The organism is Nonomuraea sp. NPDC050663 (assembly GCF_044456985.1).
In the GTDB taxonomy this organism is placed as follows: Bacteria; Actinomycetota; Actinomycetes; order Streptosporangiales; family Streptosporangiaceae; genus Nonomuraea.
Genome location: NZ_JBITGL010000014.1, coordinates 199,098 through 213,396 on the forward strand (window position 1 = coordinate 199,098; position 14,299 = coordinate 213,396).

Below are 14,299 nucleotides of genomic sequence, written 5' to 3' on the forward strand. Positions count from 1 at the left end.
TGACTACACGGCGGCACCGACACTCAAGGGATCTCCGACAGGTGGGCGATGTTCGCCAGATCGGTCTCGTCGTCGCTCGGGCCCGCGGTGAACCACGCGTCGAGAATCTCCGCCAGCACGACCTCGGAGGTCAGCCGCAGGCTCAGCGCCAGGACGTTGGCGTCGTTCCAGGTGCGGGCGCCGGTGGCGGTGTAGGCGTCGCCGCACAGCGCGGCCCGCACGCCCGTCACCTTGTTCGCCGCGATCGCCGCTCCTGTGCCTGTCCAGCAGCACACCACCGCCTGGTCGGCCCTGCCTTCGCCGACGTCGCGGGCCGCCGCTTCCGAGGCCCAGGCCCAGTCGTCGCGTTCGCCGGGGGTCAGGGCGCCGTGGGTGACCACCTCGTGGCCGCGCCGGCGCAACTCGGCCACGACCTTCTCCGCCACCCCGTCGAGGCTGTCCGCGCTCACCGAGATCCGCATGGGGCCATTATCCGCTCCAGGTGGGTGGCTGGCAGACCGCTCGGCGCACGTGTCGGGAAGCGCGCTGGCCCGGCTGATGTGGGAGGGCCGGGAACGGCGGTAGCCTCGACGTTTGTGCCGAGCATTCCCCAGCCTCTCGTCCCGAGCGACGACGGCAGCACCTCGACCGAGGTCGCCGACGCCCTGTCCGCCTTCGCCGCCGGTACGGCCGACGCCACCGCGGTCCTGTCCGCCCTCAACGGCTCCCGGTTGCTGGTGCCCGTCGTGGCCCTGCTGACAGAGTCCGAGGTCGGCGCACACGGGCTGAAGCAGGAGAAGGAAAGCGAGATGGCCCTGCCCAAGCTGGTCGGGCAGGACGGCAGGGAGGCGGTGCTGGCCTTCACCGGGGCCGAGGCGCTGATGCGGTGGCGGGCTGACGCGCGGCCGATCCAGTCGACGCTGCTGTCGGTGTGTCAGGCGGCCGTGCACGAAGGGGCCGCCGCGGTGGTGGTCGACGTGGCGGGTCCGGTGTCGTTCGTGATCGAGGGGCAGGTGCTGGAGGTGATGGCCGCCGTCGAGTCGGGCACGCTGTCGCAGGTCGACGGGGTGACCGTGGCGCGGATCGCCGAGGCACCCGAGGTGTCAGAGGTGCCCGAGGTGTCGGAGGTGTCCGACGCAGGGGTGCCGGAAGCGGCGCCGAAGCGTCGCGGCTGGTTCCGCCGCCGCTGAGCTCGCGCCGCAACACCGCGCCGCGCCCTCACCGTCTCCCCCCGACCCCTGCCTCCGCGCATAGCTCAACCCCGCCCCCGCCTCACCCGTTAAGGTCGGGACGGTGACGATCGCCCTTCTCGCGCTGCTCGGCTTCGTCGCCGGCGTCTACCTCCGCCCCGTCGCCGCCGCCTTCGAGTCCGATCCCGCCGACACCCGGGCCGAGGCGCGGCGCGCGGCCAGGGCGGCGTTGGTCCCCCCGATCCCCGCCTGGCCGCCGCTCGTCGAGCTGGGCACCGCCGCTGTGGTGGCGCTCATCTCGTGGCGGGCCGCGGAGCCGTACCTCGTGGCGTTCGTCTTCGCGGGCCTGGCCGGGACGCTTCTGGCGCTCATCGACTGGCGGACCTACCGGCTGCCCGACGTGATCACGCTGCCCGCCGCGGCGATCACGGCGCTGCTGCTGATCCCTACCGGCCAGGTGGTGGCCGGGCTGATCGGGGCGGCGGCGTTGACCGCGTTCTACGGCGTCCTGTGGTTCATCAGGCCCGAGGCGATGGGCCTGGGCGATGTGAAGCTGGCGCTGCTGATCGGGCTGGTGGCGGGATCGCTGGGCTGGCAGGCGTGGTTGGTGGCGGGGGTGGGCGGGCAGGTGCTGGGGGCGCTCTACGGCATCGGTGTGATTGTCGTGAAAAAGCGAGACAAGAAGACGGACATCCCTTTCGGTCCCTTCATGTTGCTCGGCGCTCTGGCCGCCGTCTGTCTCACCTAGTGGCCTCGCGGACGGTGCACAGGGTCTGATCTGGAAGACTTGACGGCATGTTGCGCTGGTTGACCGCCGGAGAGTCCCACGGGCCCGAACTAGTCGCCATCATGGAGGGCCTCCCCGCCGGGGTCGAGGTCACCACCGAGGCGATCGACGAGGCCCTGCGCCGCCGCAGGCTCGGTTATGGCCGCGGCGCGCGGATGAAGTTCGAAGAGGACAAGGTCTCGATCGTGGGCGGCGTACGGCACGGCCGTACGATGGGCAGCCCCGTGGCCATCCGCGTGGGCAACACCGAGTGGCCCAAGTGGGAGAAGGTCATGGCGGCCGACCCGGTCGACCCGGCCGAGCTCGAGGGCATGGCGCGCAACGCCCCGCGCAGCCGCCCGCGCCCCGGTCACGCCGACCTGGCGGGCATGCAGAAGTACGGCTTCGACGACGCCCGCAACGTGCTCGACCGGGCCAGCGCCCGCGAGACGGCCGCCCGCGTCGCCCTCGGCGAGGTCGCCAAGCGCTTCCTCAAGCAGGCACTCGGCGTCGAGGTCTTCAGCCACGTCGTCTCGATCGGCGGCACGTTCACCACCGGCCTGGAGCTGCCGACCCCGGCCGACCTGGCCCGCATCGACGACGACCCGGTGCGCTGCTTCGACGCGGGCGGCAGCGCGGCGATGGTCGAGACGATCGACAAGGCGCACAAGGACGGCGACACGCTCGGCGGCGTCGTCGAGGTGCTGGCGTACGGCCTGCCGCCGGGCCTGGGCAGCTACACCCACTGGGACCGCCGCCTCGACGCCCGCCTGGCCGCGGCCCTCATGGGCATCCAGGCGATCAAGGGCGTGGGTGTCGGCGACGGCTTCGAGACGGCCCATCGGCCGGGCTCGCGCGCCCACGACGAGATCGAGTACACCACCGCCGACGGCGTCAAGCGCATCACCAACCGCGCGGGCGGCGTCGAGGGCGGCATGACCAACGGCGAGATCCTGCGCGTCAGCGCCGCGATGAAGCCGATCTCGACCGTGCCCAGGGCGCTGGCGACGATCGACGTGAAGACCGGCGAGGCCGCCAAGGCCCACCACGAGCGTTCCGACGTCTGCGCGGTGCCCGCCGCGGGCATCGTCGCCGAGGCGATGGTGGCGCTGGTGCTGGCCGACGCGGCCCTCGAGAAGTTCGGCGGCGACTCGGTCGAGGAAGTCGCCCGCAACCTGTCCGGCTACCTGTCTTCCATGGTGATCAAGTGACACTCAAGGCTGTTCTCATCGGCCCGCCCGGCTCGGGCAAGTCCACTCTCGGCCGCCTGCTGGCCGAGCGCCTCGGCGTGGAGTACCGCGACACCGACGCCGACGTCGAGGCGGCCGCCGGCAAGCCGGTGAGCGACATCTTCGTCGAGGACGGCGAGGAGCGCTTCCGCGAGCTGGAGGCCCAGGCCGTCCATCAGGCGCTGGCCGAGCACGACGGCGTGCTGTCGCTGGGCGGCGGCGCGATCCTGCGCGAGGCGACCCAGGAGCTGCTCGCCGGCCACCCGGTCATCTACCTCCAGGTCGGCCTGGCCGACGCGGTGCAGCGGGTCGGCCTGGGCTCGGCCCGGCCGCTGCTGGTCCTCAACCCGCGCAGCCAGCTGAAGAAGCTGATGGAGGAGCGGCGGCCCGTCTACGAGCGCCTGGCCGTCCTGACCGTCGTCACCGACGGGCGCAAGCCGGTCGAGCTGGTCGAGGAGATCGTGGAGGGCCTGTCCCGATGAGCGTCCCCGTCCACGGCAACATGCCAGCGACCCGCATCACCGTGCGCGGCGACCAGCCGTACGACGTGGTGGTCGGCACGAACGTGCTCGGCGAGCTGCCCGGGTTGCTGGGCGCGGGCGTGCGCACGGTCGCGGTGATCCACCCGGCGAGCCTGCCGGAGCTGTCGCGCCCGGTCGTGGCGGCGCTGACGGACGCCGGGTTCGAGGTCGTCGACCTGCCGGTGCCCGACGGGGAGGCGGCCAAGTCCGTCGAGGTCGCCGCCGGTTTGTGGTCGGCGTTCGGCCGCTACGGCATGACCCGCTCCGACGCCGTCGTGGGCGTCGGCGGGGGAGCGACGACCGACCTGGCCGGGTTCGTCGCGGCCACCTGGCTGCGCGGCGTCAAGGTGGTGCTGGTGCCCACCACGCTGCTGGCCATGGTCGACGCGGCGGTCGGCGGCAAGAACGGCATCGACACCCCCGAGGGCAAGAACCTGGTCGGCACCTTCCTGCCGCCCACCGGGGTGCTGTGCGACCTGGCGACGCTGACGTCGATGCCGCGCGACGACTACGTCGCGGGCCTGGCCGAGATCATCAAGGGTGGCTTCATCGCCGACCCGACGATCCTCATGCTGGTCGAAGACGACCCCGAGGGCGCCACCACGCCCGCGGGCGAGCACACCCGCGAGCTCATCGAGCGCAAGATCAGGGTCAAGGCCGACGTGGTCGGCGCCGACCTGCGCGAGGCGGGCCTGCGCGAGATCCTCAACTACGGCCACACCCTCGCCCACGCCATCGAGCGCCACGAGCACTACCACATGCGCCACGGCGAGGCCGTCGCGATCGGCATGATGTTCGCCGCCGAGCTGGGCCGCCTCGACGGGCGCGCCGACCTGGTCGACCGCACCCGCGACATCCTGACCTCGGTCGGCCTGCCGACCCACTACCGCCGCGACGCGTGGAAGGACCTGCGCGACCACATGCGGCTCGACAAGAAGAACCGCGGCGCCAAGCAGCGTTTCGTGGTCCTCGACGACCTGGCCAGGCCGGGCCGCCTCGAAGACCCGGGCGAGGAGATGCTCGACGCCGCCTACTACGAGGTGTCGCGATGAGAGTCCTGGTCCTCAACGGCCCCAACCTGCGGCGGCTCGGCACCCGCGAGCCGTCGATCTACGGTGCCGAGACCTTCGACGACCTGGTCAAGCTCTGCCGGAAGACCGGCGAGGAACTGGGCTACGACGTCGAGGTGCGCCAGACCGACGACGAGGCCACCATGATCGGCTGGCTGCACGAGGCCGCCGACGGCCGGATCCCCGTCGTGCTCAACCCCGCCGCCTTCACGCACTACTCGTACGGCCTGCGCGACGCCGCCTCGCAGCGCACCGCGCCCCTCATCGAGGTGCACATCTCCAACCCGCACGCGCGCGAGGAGTTCCGCCACACCTCGGTGGTCTCGGCCGTGGCCACCGGCACCATCGCCGGATTCGGCATGCAGTCGTACGTCCTGGCACTCCGAGCCCTGGCCGCCCTGTGACGCCCCGCAACTACGTCGCCGTGGGCGACAGTTTCACCGAGGGCGTCGGCGACCCCTACCCCGACGGCACCTTCCGCGGCTGGGCCGACCGCGTGGCCGAGGTGCTGGCGGCGCACGATCCCGCCTTCGAGTACGCCAACCTGGCGGTGCGCGGCAAGCTGCTCGACCAGATCGTCGAGGACCAGCTGCCGCTGGCCGTGAAGATGGCGCCCGACCTGGTCAGCTTCTGCGCCGGAGGCAACGACCTCATGCGGCCGGGCAGCGACCCCGACCAGCTGGCCAAGCGGCTGGCGGCAGCCGTACGCCAGCTGCGTTCGACCGGCGCCGAGGTGCTGCTGTTCACCGGCGTCGACCCGCGCGACATGCCGCTGATGCGGCGCATGCGGGGCAAGTTCGCCCTGTACTACCTGCACGTGCGCTCCATCGCCGACCTGAACGGCTGCCTCGTCGTCGACCAGTGGTCGATGCAGGGGCTGCGCGACCGGCGCGCCTGGTGCTCCGACCGGATCCACCTCAACTCCGAGGGGCACCGGCTGGTGGCCGCCCGGATCCTCGACCTGCTCGGCGTGCCGACCGAGCATCCGTGGCGTTACACCTGGCCCGAGCAGGCGGTCGACCCGCGCCGGCGGCGCCGCGAGGACGCGCTGTGGTTGCGGGAGTTCCTGCTGCCGTGGATCAACCGGCGGCTGCGCGGCACGTCCTCGGGCGACGACGTCACGGCCAAGCGGCCCGAACTGGGTCCCTGGAGCTGACGGTGGCGGCCCGCCCGGCGTCGTAGGCGACGTCCATGCGGGTGGCGGCGGCCAGGGCGCGGCGGGCGTGGGCTCCGGCCCTGCGGTGGTGGCCCCGGGCCTGGTGGAGCAGGGCCCTGCCCCAGCCGAGCCTGGCGGCGGCGCCGGGGTAGCGGTCGATGTAGCGCGCCAGGTGGCGGTCGAGCACGCGCAGGCGCCGGCGGGCCGCCCGGTCGGGCGTGCTCGCGTGGAGATGGGCCAGTTCCGCCAGGCCCGACCAGCATTCGATCATGCCGGGCTGGGTGCGGGGGAGACGGGCGGCGAGCGCCAGGATGTGGTCGAGTTCGGCGAGCGTGGCCCTGGGGTCGCGGTCCGAGGGCGGGCCCGGCCGGGCGTGCAGCCTGGCGGTCGCGGTGAGGAGGCGGATCTCCTGGACCAGCCGCGCCGCCGGATCGTCCCTCACCCCCAGGAGCGCTCCGTGCGTACGGCGGCGCTCCTCGGCGGCGCGTGCCCGCTCCAGGATCGCGAGGATCTCGCCGGGATCGGTCCCGTCGATGCGCAAGAGGGTCTCCGCGGTGCCCGTCAGGCACCAGTGGCGGCCCACCTCGTCACCCACCCGTGATGCGGCCAGCTCGGCCGTCTCGGCGAACAGGTCGCGGGCCGCGGCGAAGTCGCCCTGCCAGACGGCGGTCTCGGCGAGCAGGCCCGCGCAGGTCTCCGCCAGGCGGGGGTCGACCGTGCGCCCACGGCACTCGGTGAGGACCAGCCGGGCCTCCCGCAGCCGCCCGGCGTTGAGGTGGGACAGGCCGCGGGCGAGGCGGGCACGATCGGCCGCGTCGCCGTGCCCGAACTCGTGGCGCGGGGGGACAGGGCCTGCGGGGGGCACGCCGTGCCGCGAGGGGGCGGGGCCGGCCGTGGAAGGCACGGCGTGCCGTACGAGGTCGGTGTCGGCGCGGTGGCCGATGCGGTCGGCGAGGCGGCGGCGGCCCGCCACGCGTAAGGAGATCGCCAGGTGCGCGTAGGCCTCCGCCCGCAACGCCGCGTCCCCCGACCGCCAGGCCGTGTTCGCCTGCCCGGCGGAGGCGGCGAGCATGGCGGCCAGGTCGTGGCGCCGGTAGGCGAGCAGCGCGATCAGCGCCAGCGCCTGCGCGGCCTCCGCCGCGTCGGGATCGCACCCGCCGCCACGCGCGCGCTGACGCCGCACCTGGCCGAGCGCGGCCGGCGCCCGCTGCCACAAGCGGCTGAGCACGTCCCGGCCTCGCGTGCGCCGCCACAGATGGCCGAGTACGCCCTGGACCCCCGCGCGCTGCCACAGATGGCCGAGTACGTCCCGGACCAGCGCCGTCATCAGGGCGGGAGCCGACGCGGGCCAGTCGCGGTCCAGCGCGCGCAGGGCCGCCACGGCGTGGCCGGCCGCGTCGGGGTCGCGCCCGAGCTGGTAGAGCATGACGCCGGATAGCCGCAGCCAGCGGGCGCGCAGCCGGGACGGGTCGGCGGTGCGTTCCAGCCGGCGGGAGAGCACCGCCAGCCCCTCCTCGTACAACCTCAGCCGCAGGCACAACGTCCAGTACCGGTCCAGGAACGACGGGTCGCCGTCGCCGCGCGCCAGGGCCAGGCGCAGGTTGTCGAGTTCCGCGCCGAGGATGCGGGCGGCCGCGCCGTCCAGGCCGTCCTCGACGGCGTGGCCGCGCAGGAGGCGGGCGAAGTAGGCGGTGTGCCTGCCCACGACCTCGGGCTCCGCGCGATACGGCAGGTGCGATCCGGCGTACTGCTGGATGATCGGGTGGAGGTGGTAGCGCCCGGCCGGGTCGAGGTGGATCATGCAGTGGTCGGCCAGGCGCACCAGCACGCGCCAGGAGGTGGGCGCCACTTCGAGGGCCGCGTCGAGGGTGAAGCCGCCGCGGAAGACCGACAGAGCGGCGAGGGCCTGCTGGGCCGGCGGGTCCAGCAGGCGCCAGGAGGCTTCGAAGACCGCGCGAAGCGACCCGTGGCGGCGGCGCGGCGCCGACTCGGGGGCGGCGAGCAGGTCGGGGTCGGTGGCCAGGCGCCGGGCGACCTCCTCCAGGGGGAGCGCGCGCAGGAGGCTCGCGGCCAGCTCGATCGCCAGCGGCAGCCCGCCGGTGGCCGCGCAGACCGCCGCCACCAGCGCCGGTGACCCTCCGGGCTTGGGGACCTGCCCCCAGGGGGAGGCGGTCTGTGCTCGTTCGGCGAACAGCGCTTCCGCGGTCGGTCCCGCCAGCCCTCGTACGGCGACGCACACCTGCTCGGGTACGGCCGGCCGCCGCCTGCTCGTCGCCAGCACCCGGACACCGGGAGCAGCCCGCAGCACTCGCGCGAGCACCACGTCGAACCCCGGCAGATGGTCCAGATTGTCCAGCACCAGCAACACCGGCCGATCGGCGAGCGCGGCGACCAGCAGGTCCTCCGCCGGGCGGGGCGGCGACAGATCGACCCCGAGCCGCCTGGCCAGCGTCGTGACCACCGCCTCCGCGTGCACGCCCACGAACGACACGAAGGCCCGCTCGCCCTCCCCGTCCCACCGCTGCGCCGCCGCGATGGCCAGCCGCGTCTTGCCCACCCCTCCCGGCCCGTGCAGGGTCACCAGGCGCTCGGTGACGAGCAGGGCCAGCACCTGCTCGATCTCCGCCCGCCGCCCCACGAGCGAGGTGCGCGGCACGGGAAGCCCGGCCCGCCCGGACACGCCGGGAGCCGCCCGGCCGCCCGCCCGCGCGAGCTCCTCCCGGCCGCCGGCCCGCGCGAGCTCCTCCCGCAACGCCACGGTCTCCGGAGCGGGAGCCACGCCGAGCTCCTCCCGCAGCCCGCGTCGCAGAGCCTCGTAGGAGGTCAGGGCCGCCGCCCGGTTGCCGGTGCCTGCCAGGGCCGCCATGAGCAGCCGTCCCGCCTCCTCGTCCAGCGGATCCAGCGCGGTCAAAACCCGCGCGAGCCGCACCAGGGCGGCGTCGGGATGGCCGGCATGGCGCAGCACGACCTGGCGCAGCATCAGGCGCGTGCGCTGCCGTTCGCCCTCCAGCCAGGCGGTGAACGCGGGCGCGTCGTCGAGGCCGACCCCGTCGAGGAAGTCGCCGCGCCACAACCGCAGGGCCTGCTCCACGCCGGGCTCCCCGGCGAGCGCCGCGTGGTCGACGAAGCATCCGGGGCCGAGCCGCAGGGCGATCCGGTCACGGGAGATGTCGAGCCAGGCCCCCGCGTCGCGACGCAGCTCCAGGACGGCCAGCCGGAGACTGCCGCGGGCCCGCGCGTCGGGGCGCTCGCCCCACAGCAGCCCGGCCAGCTCGGCCCGCGAGCGCGGCGTCCGCGTGGCCGCCAGGTAATACAGGAGCGCGCGGGCCTTGGCCGACCTGATCGGCAGCGGCCGGTCTCCCAGGAGCAGGTCCGGCGGGCCCAGAAGCAGGATCCTGAGCGGGTCTCCCATACGACGGGACGCTAGAACGGCCCGCGCGACCCGTCCACGCACCAGCGCTGAGCTGGCCTTTAACGAAGCACTGACGGCCGGCTCCGCAGCCTGGGGCGAACACTCCACGGGGAGGACCCATCATGCGCCGACGCTCCATCCTCTGCGGGATCGTCCTGACAGCCGGACTCGTCCCAGCCGCCCCCGCCCACGCCGCCACGGCGGGCACGAAGGCGACCTACTGCTCAGTCTCGGTCTACTCGGTGTACGCGGGAGACGTCGCCGAGCGGGACGGGCGCGACGAGATCCGCATCAAGGCGGGCGGCAACCTCTACCCCGGCGACGGCTTCTACAAGAAGTTCAGGACCGGCGACACCTTCTACGGCTCCGCCTTCGACAACGCGGCCACGACGGTCGACGAGGACAGCGACGCGAGGTTCAGCCTGCGCGAGGTGAAGCCCCCGGCCGCCGGCGGCGGCACCAACCTGGGCTCGTTCCGCGTCAAGTGGAAGGACTGCAAGAACCTGCAGGTCGGCGCATACGCGTACTCCACCACCAAGCAGGTCAGCGGCAAGCACCAGACGAAGTACGACTACCGCGTCGTCCTGAAGATCACCGGCAAGGGCTGAGACCTATAGGGGATCTATAGCGGCCGCCTCTAGCCTGGAATCTTGGAGGCCGGCCGGAAGGACTGGGGCTCGGCCGGCTTCCGGTGCGGGCTCAGGGTGTCATCTGGTCAATGGCTCCGGGGCCTCGAGCGTGGACATCTCACGTTCGCCACGCGCCTCATCAAGGGGTTCATGAGGCCGAGGCCGCGAGGATGTCCACGCTCGCGCCGGATCCGGCCGGATCGGGTCTCTACTGCCTGGAAAGGATCACCACGGGGATCTCACGGCTGGTCTTCTTCTGGTAGTCCGCGTACGCGGGCCACACCTCGACCATCCGCGGCCACAGCCGGGCCTTCTCCTCGGCCGTGGCCGTACGCGCGACCGCGTCGAACCTGTCGGCCTCCACCTGGACCCCGACTTTGGGGTCGTCGACCAGGTTCAGGTACCACAGCGGATGCTTGGGCGAGCCGCCGAGCGAGGCCACGATGACGTAGTCGTCGCCGTCGCGGTCGTAGATGAGGGCGGTACGGCGAAGCAGGCCGCTCTTGCGTCCCGTGGTGGTCAGCAGCAGGGTGGGGGCACCGTGGAACTGGTGCCCCTTGGCCCCGTCGGACTCCACGTACTGCTTGATGTGCTTGGCGACCCAGCCGGTCGGGCTGTCGTGGATCTCGTCCATGACGATCACCCTAACCCGGCCACGCCGGTCTTACCGGACCCGGGTCGCGACCGACTCGTAGCCGCCGCCACCGGGGTACTCCCAGGCTCCGCTCAGCGTGTCGCCGTCGGCGCTGAACGTGCCCCGGTAGCAGGCGCCCGAGTCCTTGAAGCCGCCCCAGATCGTCAGCTCGTCGCCGTCGATCTCGTAGACGTAGGCCAGGGTGCTCCCGCTGCTGCCGTAGTAGCGCGACTTGATCTCCGGGTCGGGGGTCTCGCTCCCGAAGGGCTTCTCGTGGCCGATGATCTCCAGGCCGCTCTCGCCGCCGAGCTCCACGTCCTGCAGGAGGAAGTGGCCGCCGTCCATCCAGCGGTAGGTGACGGTGCCCTCGGCGCCGCCGGTGACCTTCCAGGTGCCCACGAGCCGGTCGAGTGCCTTGACGTCGGACATGATTCCGGTCCCTTCGTTCGTCAGTGATATCCGTGAGACCGGACGGCGCGGAGAAAGGAATCGGTCCTTCTCAAGATTTTTCTAGAGGGTTGTCTCCAGGCCGAAGGCGGGCAGCAAATCGGCCCCGAACGTGGTGATCTCGGCGATCAGGCCGTCCTCGAAGCGCAGCACGTCGATGTTGACCGCGGTGAAGCGGCTCTCGCCGGGCCTGCGCGCGTAGTTGGCGACTGCGAGCTGCCGGTTGGCGGCGATCTCGACCGTGCGCCACTCGTCGCCGGCATGGCCGCCGGCGAGGGCTTCGCGCCACATCGTGACGATCGCCTGCCTGCCGTCGAAGAGCAGGTTCGCGGGCGGCATGGCCTGGCGGGCGTCGTCGCGCAGGAGCGTGGCCAGCTCGTCGACGTCGGCGCTCTGCGAGGCGGCGATGTAGCGGCGCAGCACCTCGCGCTCCCGCTCGCCCGCCGCCGAGCCCCACTCGTGGCGGTCGGTCGGCAGGGTGGTGCGCAGGGTCTCCCTGGCCCGCTGCAGGGCGCTCTTGGCCGCGGGGACGCTCATCTCCAGCGCTGCCGCCGCCTGGTCGGCCGGCCAGCCCAGCACGTCGCGCAGGATTAGGACCGCCCGCTGCCTGGCGGGAAGGTGCTGGATGACGGCCAGGAAGGCCAGCTCGACCGTCTCCCTGGCGATCGCCACCGCCTCCGGGCCGCGTTCGGCCTCGTCGAGCAGGTGGTCGGGGAAGGGTTGCAGCCAGGTGATCTCGGCCAGGGGCGAGCGCGCGTCACCGCCGCCCGAGTCGGCGGTCATGACGATCTCGCGCGAGCGGGAGGGGGCGGCGAGCATGTCGAGGCAGACGTTGGTGGCGATGCGGTAGAGCCAGGCCCGCAGCGCCGAGGGGTCGGTGAGGGTGGCGCGGTGTTTCCAGGCGCGCAGCAGCGTCTCCTGGACGAGGTCTTCGGCGTCGGTGAACGAGCCGGTCATGCGGTAGCAGTGGACCCGCAGTTCGTGCCTGTGCCGCTCGGCCAGCTCGGAGAAGCCCCCGCCGTCCATGGTCACCACCTCGCCCCGTCGTACACGCCAGTGGTTGTGTGCCCCCAGACCCTAGTCGCCCGCGAGCCTCTTGAGGGCCGCCCGCGGCACCGCCGGGTCGGTGGTGCGCCAGAACGGCGGCAGGGAGTTGAGCAGGAAGCCGCTGTAACGCGCGGTCGCCAGCCGGGGGTCGAGCACCGCCACCACGCCCTTGTCGTCGTGCGAGCGCAGCAGCCGCCCCACCCCCTGCGCCAGCAGCAGCGCCGCGTGGTTGGCCGCCACCGCCATGAACCCGTTGCCGCCGCGAGCCGCCACATGGCGCTGCCGGGCCGAGGTCAGCGGGTCGTCGGGCCGCGGGAACGGCACCCGGTCGATGATCACCAGCCGCAGCGAGGGCCCCGGCACGTCGACGCCCTGCCACAACGACAGCGTGCCGAACAGGCAGGTCGGCTCGTCTTCCGCGAACTGCTTGACCAGCAGCATGGTCGAGTCGTCGCCCTGGCACAGCAGCGGCACGTCGATGCGCTCGCGCAGCGCCTCGGTGGCGGCCTTGGCGGCGCGCATCGAGGAGAACAGCCCGAGTGTGCGCCCGCCCGCCGCCCCGATCAGCTCGGCGATCTCGTCGAGGTAGGCCTCGGGCAGCCCGTCGCGGCCCGGCTGGGGCAGGTGCTTGGCGACGTAGAGGATGCCGGCGCGCGGGTGGTCGAACGGCGAGCCGACGTCGAGCCCCTCCCACTCGCCGTCGGCCAGGCCCCACTGCTTGGCCAGGCCGTCGAAGGTGCCGCCGAGGGCGAGCGTGGCGGAGGTGAGCACGACCGTGCGGTCGCCGAAGAGCTTGTCGCGCAGCATGCCGCCGACGCCCAGGGGCGCCACGCGGAGGATGGGCGGGCGCCGGTCGGTGCCCGCTTCGAGCCAGACCACCTCGGCGCGGTCGACCTCGGAGTCGTGGCCGTAGGCGTCGAGCATGCGCACGGCGGTGTCGTGGACCTCGTCGAGCGCGGCGAAGGCCATCTTGCGCTGGCCGCCCTTCTCGGGGTCGTCCTTGTCGGCGTTGCGCGAGCCCATGGCGGTGATGCAGGCGTGGGCGGAGTCGCGGACCAGGGCGAGGGTGAGGCCGAGCACCTGGGGCAGTTCGTCGATGCGGCCGGAGGGGGCGGCGGCCAGCAGCGCCTTGAGGTCTTCGCCCGCCTCCTGGAGCCGGTCGGAGATCGGCTGGTCGATGAGGCGCGCGACGCGGCGCACGGCCAGGAAGACGGAGTTCTCCGACAGCTCGTCGGTCACCACGGAGGTCACCCGGTCGACGAGTTCGTGGGCCTCGTCGACGACCACCACGTCGTGCTCGGGCAGGATCGCCATGCCCTCCATGGCGTCGATGGCCAGCAGCGCGTGGTTGGTCACCACGACGTCGACCTCGCCCGCCCGCTCCTTGGCCAGCTCGGCGAAGCACTCGCCGGCGCTGGGGCAGCGCTGGCCGCCCAGGCACTCCTTGGCGCTGACGGAGAACTGCCGCCAGGCCTGCTCGTTGACGCCCGGCACCAGCTCGTCGCGGTCGCCGGTCTCGGTGGTCTCGGCCCACTCCTGGATGCGCTGGACCATGCGCCCGGTCGCGCTCACCTCGCGCGGGTCGAAGAGCTGGTCGCCCTCGTCGTCGTCGGGCCAGCCCGCGGTGGCCTTGTAGCGGCACAGGTAGTTGCGCCGGCCCTTGAGGATCGCGAAGGACGGCTCGTGGGGCAGCTCCTTGGCCATCGTCTCGGCCAGGCGTGGCAGGTCGCGGTCGACGAGCTGGCGCTGGAGCGCGATGGTCGCGGTCGAGATCACCACGGTGGTGTCGGAGCCCATCGCGTGGCGGATCGACGGCACGAGGTAGGCCAGGGACTTTCCGGTGCCGGTGCCAGCCTGGACGGCCAGATGCTCCTCTTTGTCGATCGCGTGCTGCACGGCACGCGCCATGCTCACCTGACCTGGTCTCTCGCTCCCGCCGAGGGCGGAGACGGCGGCCTTGAGGAGTTCTTCGACAGGGGGAAGGAGGGAGTCCGGCACGGCGACAACGCTACCCCGATCCGCACCCCGCTCCGGGCCGGTCTGTGGACAACCATGACCCCGGACATACGCATCCTGGCGGTCCTGGACCCGCCTCGGGTCACCCCGTGGCACACTGACGAAACGACCGGAAGGTTCAATAAAGATCTTCCTGTGACCGGTGAGAAGCCCGATTTTGCAGGGTTTTCAGAGGCTGAGTGGACGAATACGGGCTGGTAAAG

At 72.7% G+C, this 14,299-nt stretch carries 14 protein-coding genes; 8 read left to right on the forward strand and 6 right to left on the reverse strand.

The genetic code is table 11. From position 1 onward, the window contains the following. Nucleotides 1–23: 23 nt before the first annotated feature. The gene (locus ACIBH1_RS35160; RefSeq protein ID WP_397318323.1) at nt 24–461 is read right to left on the reverse strand and encodes an RpiB/LacA/LacB family sugar-phosphate isomerase; all 438 of its coding nucleotides are present in this window, start codon (nt 459–461) and stop codon (nt 24–26) included. Between the two features lie 114 nt (nt 462–575). Between ACIBH1_RS35160 and ACIBH1_RS35165 the strand changes: the two genes are divergently transcribed. The 7 genes from ACIBH1_RS35165 (at nt 576) to ACIBH1_RS35195 (ending at nt 5,911) form a co-directional block, all read left to right on the forward strand. Continuing rightward, on the forward strand, nt 576–1,169 hold the full coding sequence (locus ACIBH1_RS35165) for an SseB family protein (RefSeq protein WP_397318325.1): 594 nt from the start codon (nt 576–578) through the stop codon (nt 1,167–1,169). A 103-nt stretch (nt 1,170–1,272) separates the two neighbouring features. Then, nucleotides 1,273–1,917, forward strand: a complete 645-nt coding sequence (locus ACIBH1_RS35170) for a prepilin peptidase (RefSeq protein ID WP_397318326.1) — start codon at nt 1,273–1,275, stop codon at nt 1,915–1,917. A gap of 47 nt (nt 1,918–1,964) precedes the next feature. Then, nucleotides 1,965–3,146 (forward strand): chorismate synthase, encoded by a 1,182-nt coding sequence (gene aroC / locus ACIBH1_RS35175; RefSeq protein WP_397318327.1) that lies wholly within the window; start codon nt 1,965–1,967, stop codon nt 3,144–3,146. Further along, nucleotides 3,143–3,646 (forward strand): shikimate kinase, encoded by a 504-nt coding sequence (locus ACIBH1_RS35180; protein ID WP_397318329.1) that lies wholly within the window; start codon nt 3,143–3,145, stop codon nt 3,644–3,646. The genes aroC and ACIBH1_RS35180 overlap by 4 nt, the downstream gene beginning before the upstream one ends. 20 nt (nt 3,647–3,666) lie before the next feature. Continuing rightward, nucleotides 3,667–4,737, forward strand: coding sequence for a 3-dehydroquinate synthase (aroB, locus tag ACIBH1_RS35185; protein WP_397318387.1), 1,071 nt, complete (start codon nt 3,667–3,669; stop codon nt 4,735–4,737). Beyond that, nucleotides 4,734–5,159, forward strand: coding sequence for a type II 3-dehydroquinate dehydratase (gene aroQ, locus ACIBH1_RS35190; protein WP_397318330.1), 426 nt, complete (start codon nt 4,734–4,736; stop codon nt 5,157–5,159). The genes aroB and aroQ overlap by 4 nt, the downstream gene beginning before the upstream one ends. Beyond that, entirely contained in the window at nt 5,156–5,911 is a 756-nt protein-coding gene (locus ACIBH1_RS35195; protein ID WP_397318331.1) for an SGNH/GDSL hydrolase family protein, read from the forward strand. Before aroQ ends, ACIBH1_RS35195 begins: the two co-directional genes overlap by 4 nt. Here the strand turns inward: ACIBH1_RS35195 and ACIBH1_RS35200 are convergent. Then, a complete protein-coding gene (locus tag ACIBH1_RS35200; RefSeq protein WP_397318332.1) occupies nt 5,874–9,323 on the reverse strand; it encodes an ATP-binding protein in 3,450 nt (1,149 codons plus the stop codon). The two genes, ACIBH1_RS35195 and ACIBH1_RS35200, sit on opposite strands and share 38 nt — an antisense overlap. A gap of 122 nt (nt 9,324–9,445) precedes the next feature. On the opposite strand from ACIBH1_RS35200, the gene ACIBH1_RS35205 reads away from it, so the two are divergent. Then, nucleotides 9,446–9,931: a hypothetical protein gene (locus ACIBH1_RS35205; protein WP_397318333.1), complete on the forward strand. Its 486-nt coding sequence runs from the start codon at nt 9,446–9,448 to the stop codon at nt 9,929–9,931. Nucleotides 9,932–10,160: 229 nt separating this feature from the next. Here the strand turns inward: ACIBH1_RS35205 and ACIBH1_RS35210 are convergent, their stop codons facing one another. From ACIBH1_RS35210 to ACIBH1_RS35225, 4 genes are all read right to left on the reverse strand, one after another. Further along, nucleotides 10,161–10,586 (reverse strand): nitroreductase family deazaflavin-dependent oxidoreductase, encoded by a 426-nt coding sequence (locus ACIBH1_RS35210; protein ID WP_397318334.1) that lies wholly within the window; start codon nt 10,584–10,586, stop codon nt 10,161–10,163. Nucleotides 10,587–10,616: 30 nt separating this feature from the next. After that, a complete protein-coding gene (locus ACIBH1_RS35215) occupies nt 10,617–11,015 on the reverse strand; it encodes a hypothetical protein (RefSeq protein WP_397318335.1) in 399 nt (132 codons plus the stop codon). An 81-nt stretch (nt 11,016–11,096) separates the two neighbouring features. Next, entirely contained in the window at nt 11,097–12,059 is a 963-nt protein-coding gene (locus tag ACIBH1_RS35220; protein ID WP_397318336.1) for an RNA polymerase subunit sigma-70, read from the reverse strand. A gap of 51 nt (nt 12,060–12,110) precedes the next feature. Beyond that, nucleotides 12,111–14,078 carry an ATP-dependent DNA helicase gene (locus ACIBH1_RS35225; protein WP_397318338.1) on the reverse strand — a complete coding sequence of 656 codons (1,968 nt, stop codon included), beginning with the start codon at nt 14,076–14,078 and terminating at the stop codon, nt 12,111–12,113. Between the last annotated feature and the right edge of the window lie 221 nt (nt 14,079–14,299).

Coding starts and splice junctions, on each gene's coding strand:
- ACIBH1_RS35160 (WP_397318323.1), bottom strand. CDS start 461: ATGCGGATCTCGGTGAGCGCGGACAGCCTCGACGGGGTGGCGGAGAAG.
- aroC (WP_397318327.1), top strand. CDS start 1,965: ATGTTGCGCTGGTTGACCGCCGGAGAGTCCCACGGGCCCGAACTAGTC.
- aroB (WP_397318387.1), top strand. CDS start 3,667: ATGCCAGCGACCCGCATCACCGTGCGCGGCGACCAGCCGTACGACGTG.
- aroQ (WP_397318330.1), top strand. CDS start 4,734: ATGAGAGTCCTGGTCCTCAACGGCCCCAACCTGCGGCGGCTCGGCACC.
- ACIBH1_RS35200 (WP_397318332.1), bottom strand. CDS start 9,323: ATGGGAGACCCGCTCAGGATCCTGCTTCTGGGCCCGCCGGACCTGCTC.
- ACIBH1_RS35205 (WP_397318333.1), top strand. CDS start 9,446: ATGCGCCGACGCTCCATCCTCTGCGGGATCGTCCTGACAGCCGGACTC.
- ACIBH1_RS35210 (WP_397318334.1), bottom strand. CDS start 10,586: ATGGACGAGATCCACGACAGCCCGACCGGCTGGGTCGCCAAGCACATC.
- ACIBH1_RS35215 (WP_397318335.1), bottom strand. CDS start 11,015: ATGTCCGACGTCAAGGCACTCGACCGGCTCGTGGGCACCTGGAAGGTC.
- ACIBH1_RS35220 (WP_397318336.1), bottom strand. CDS start 12,059: ATGGACGGCGGGGGCTTCTCCGAGCTGGCCGAGCGGCACAGGCACGAA.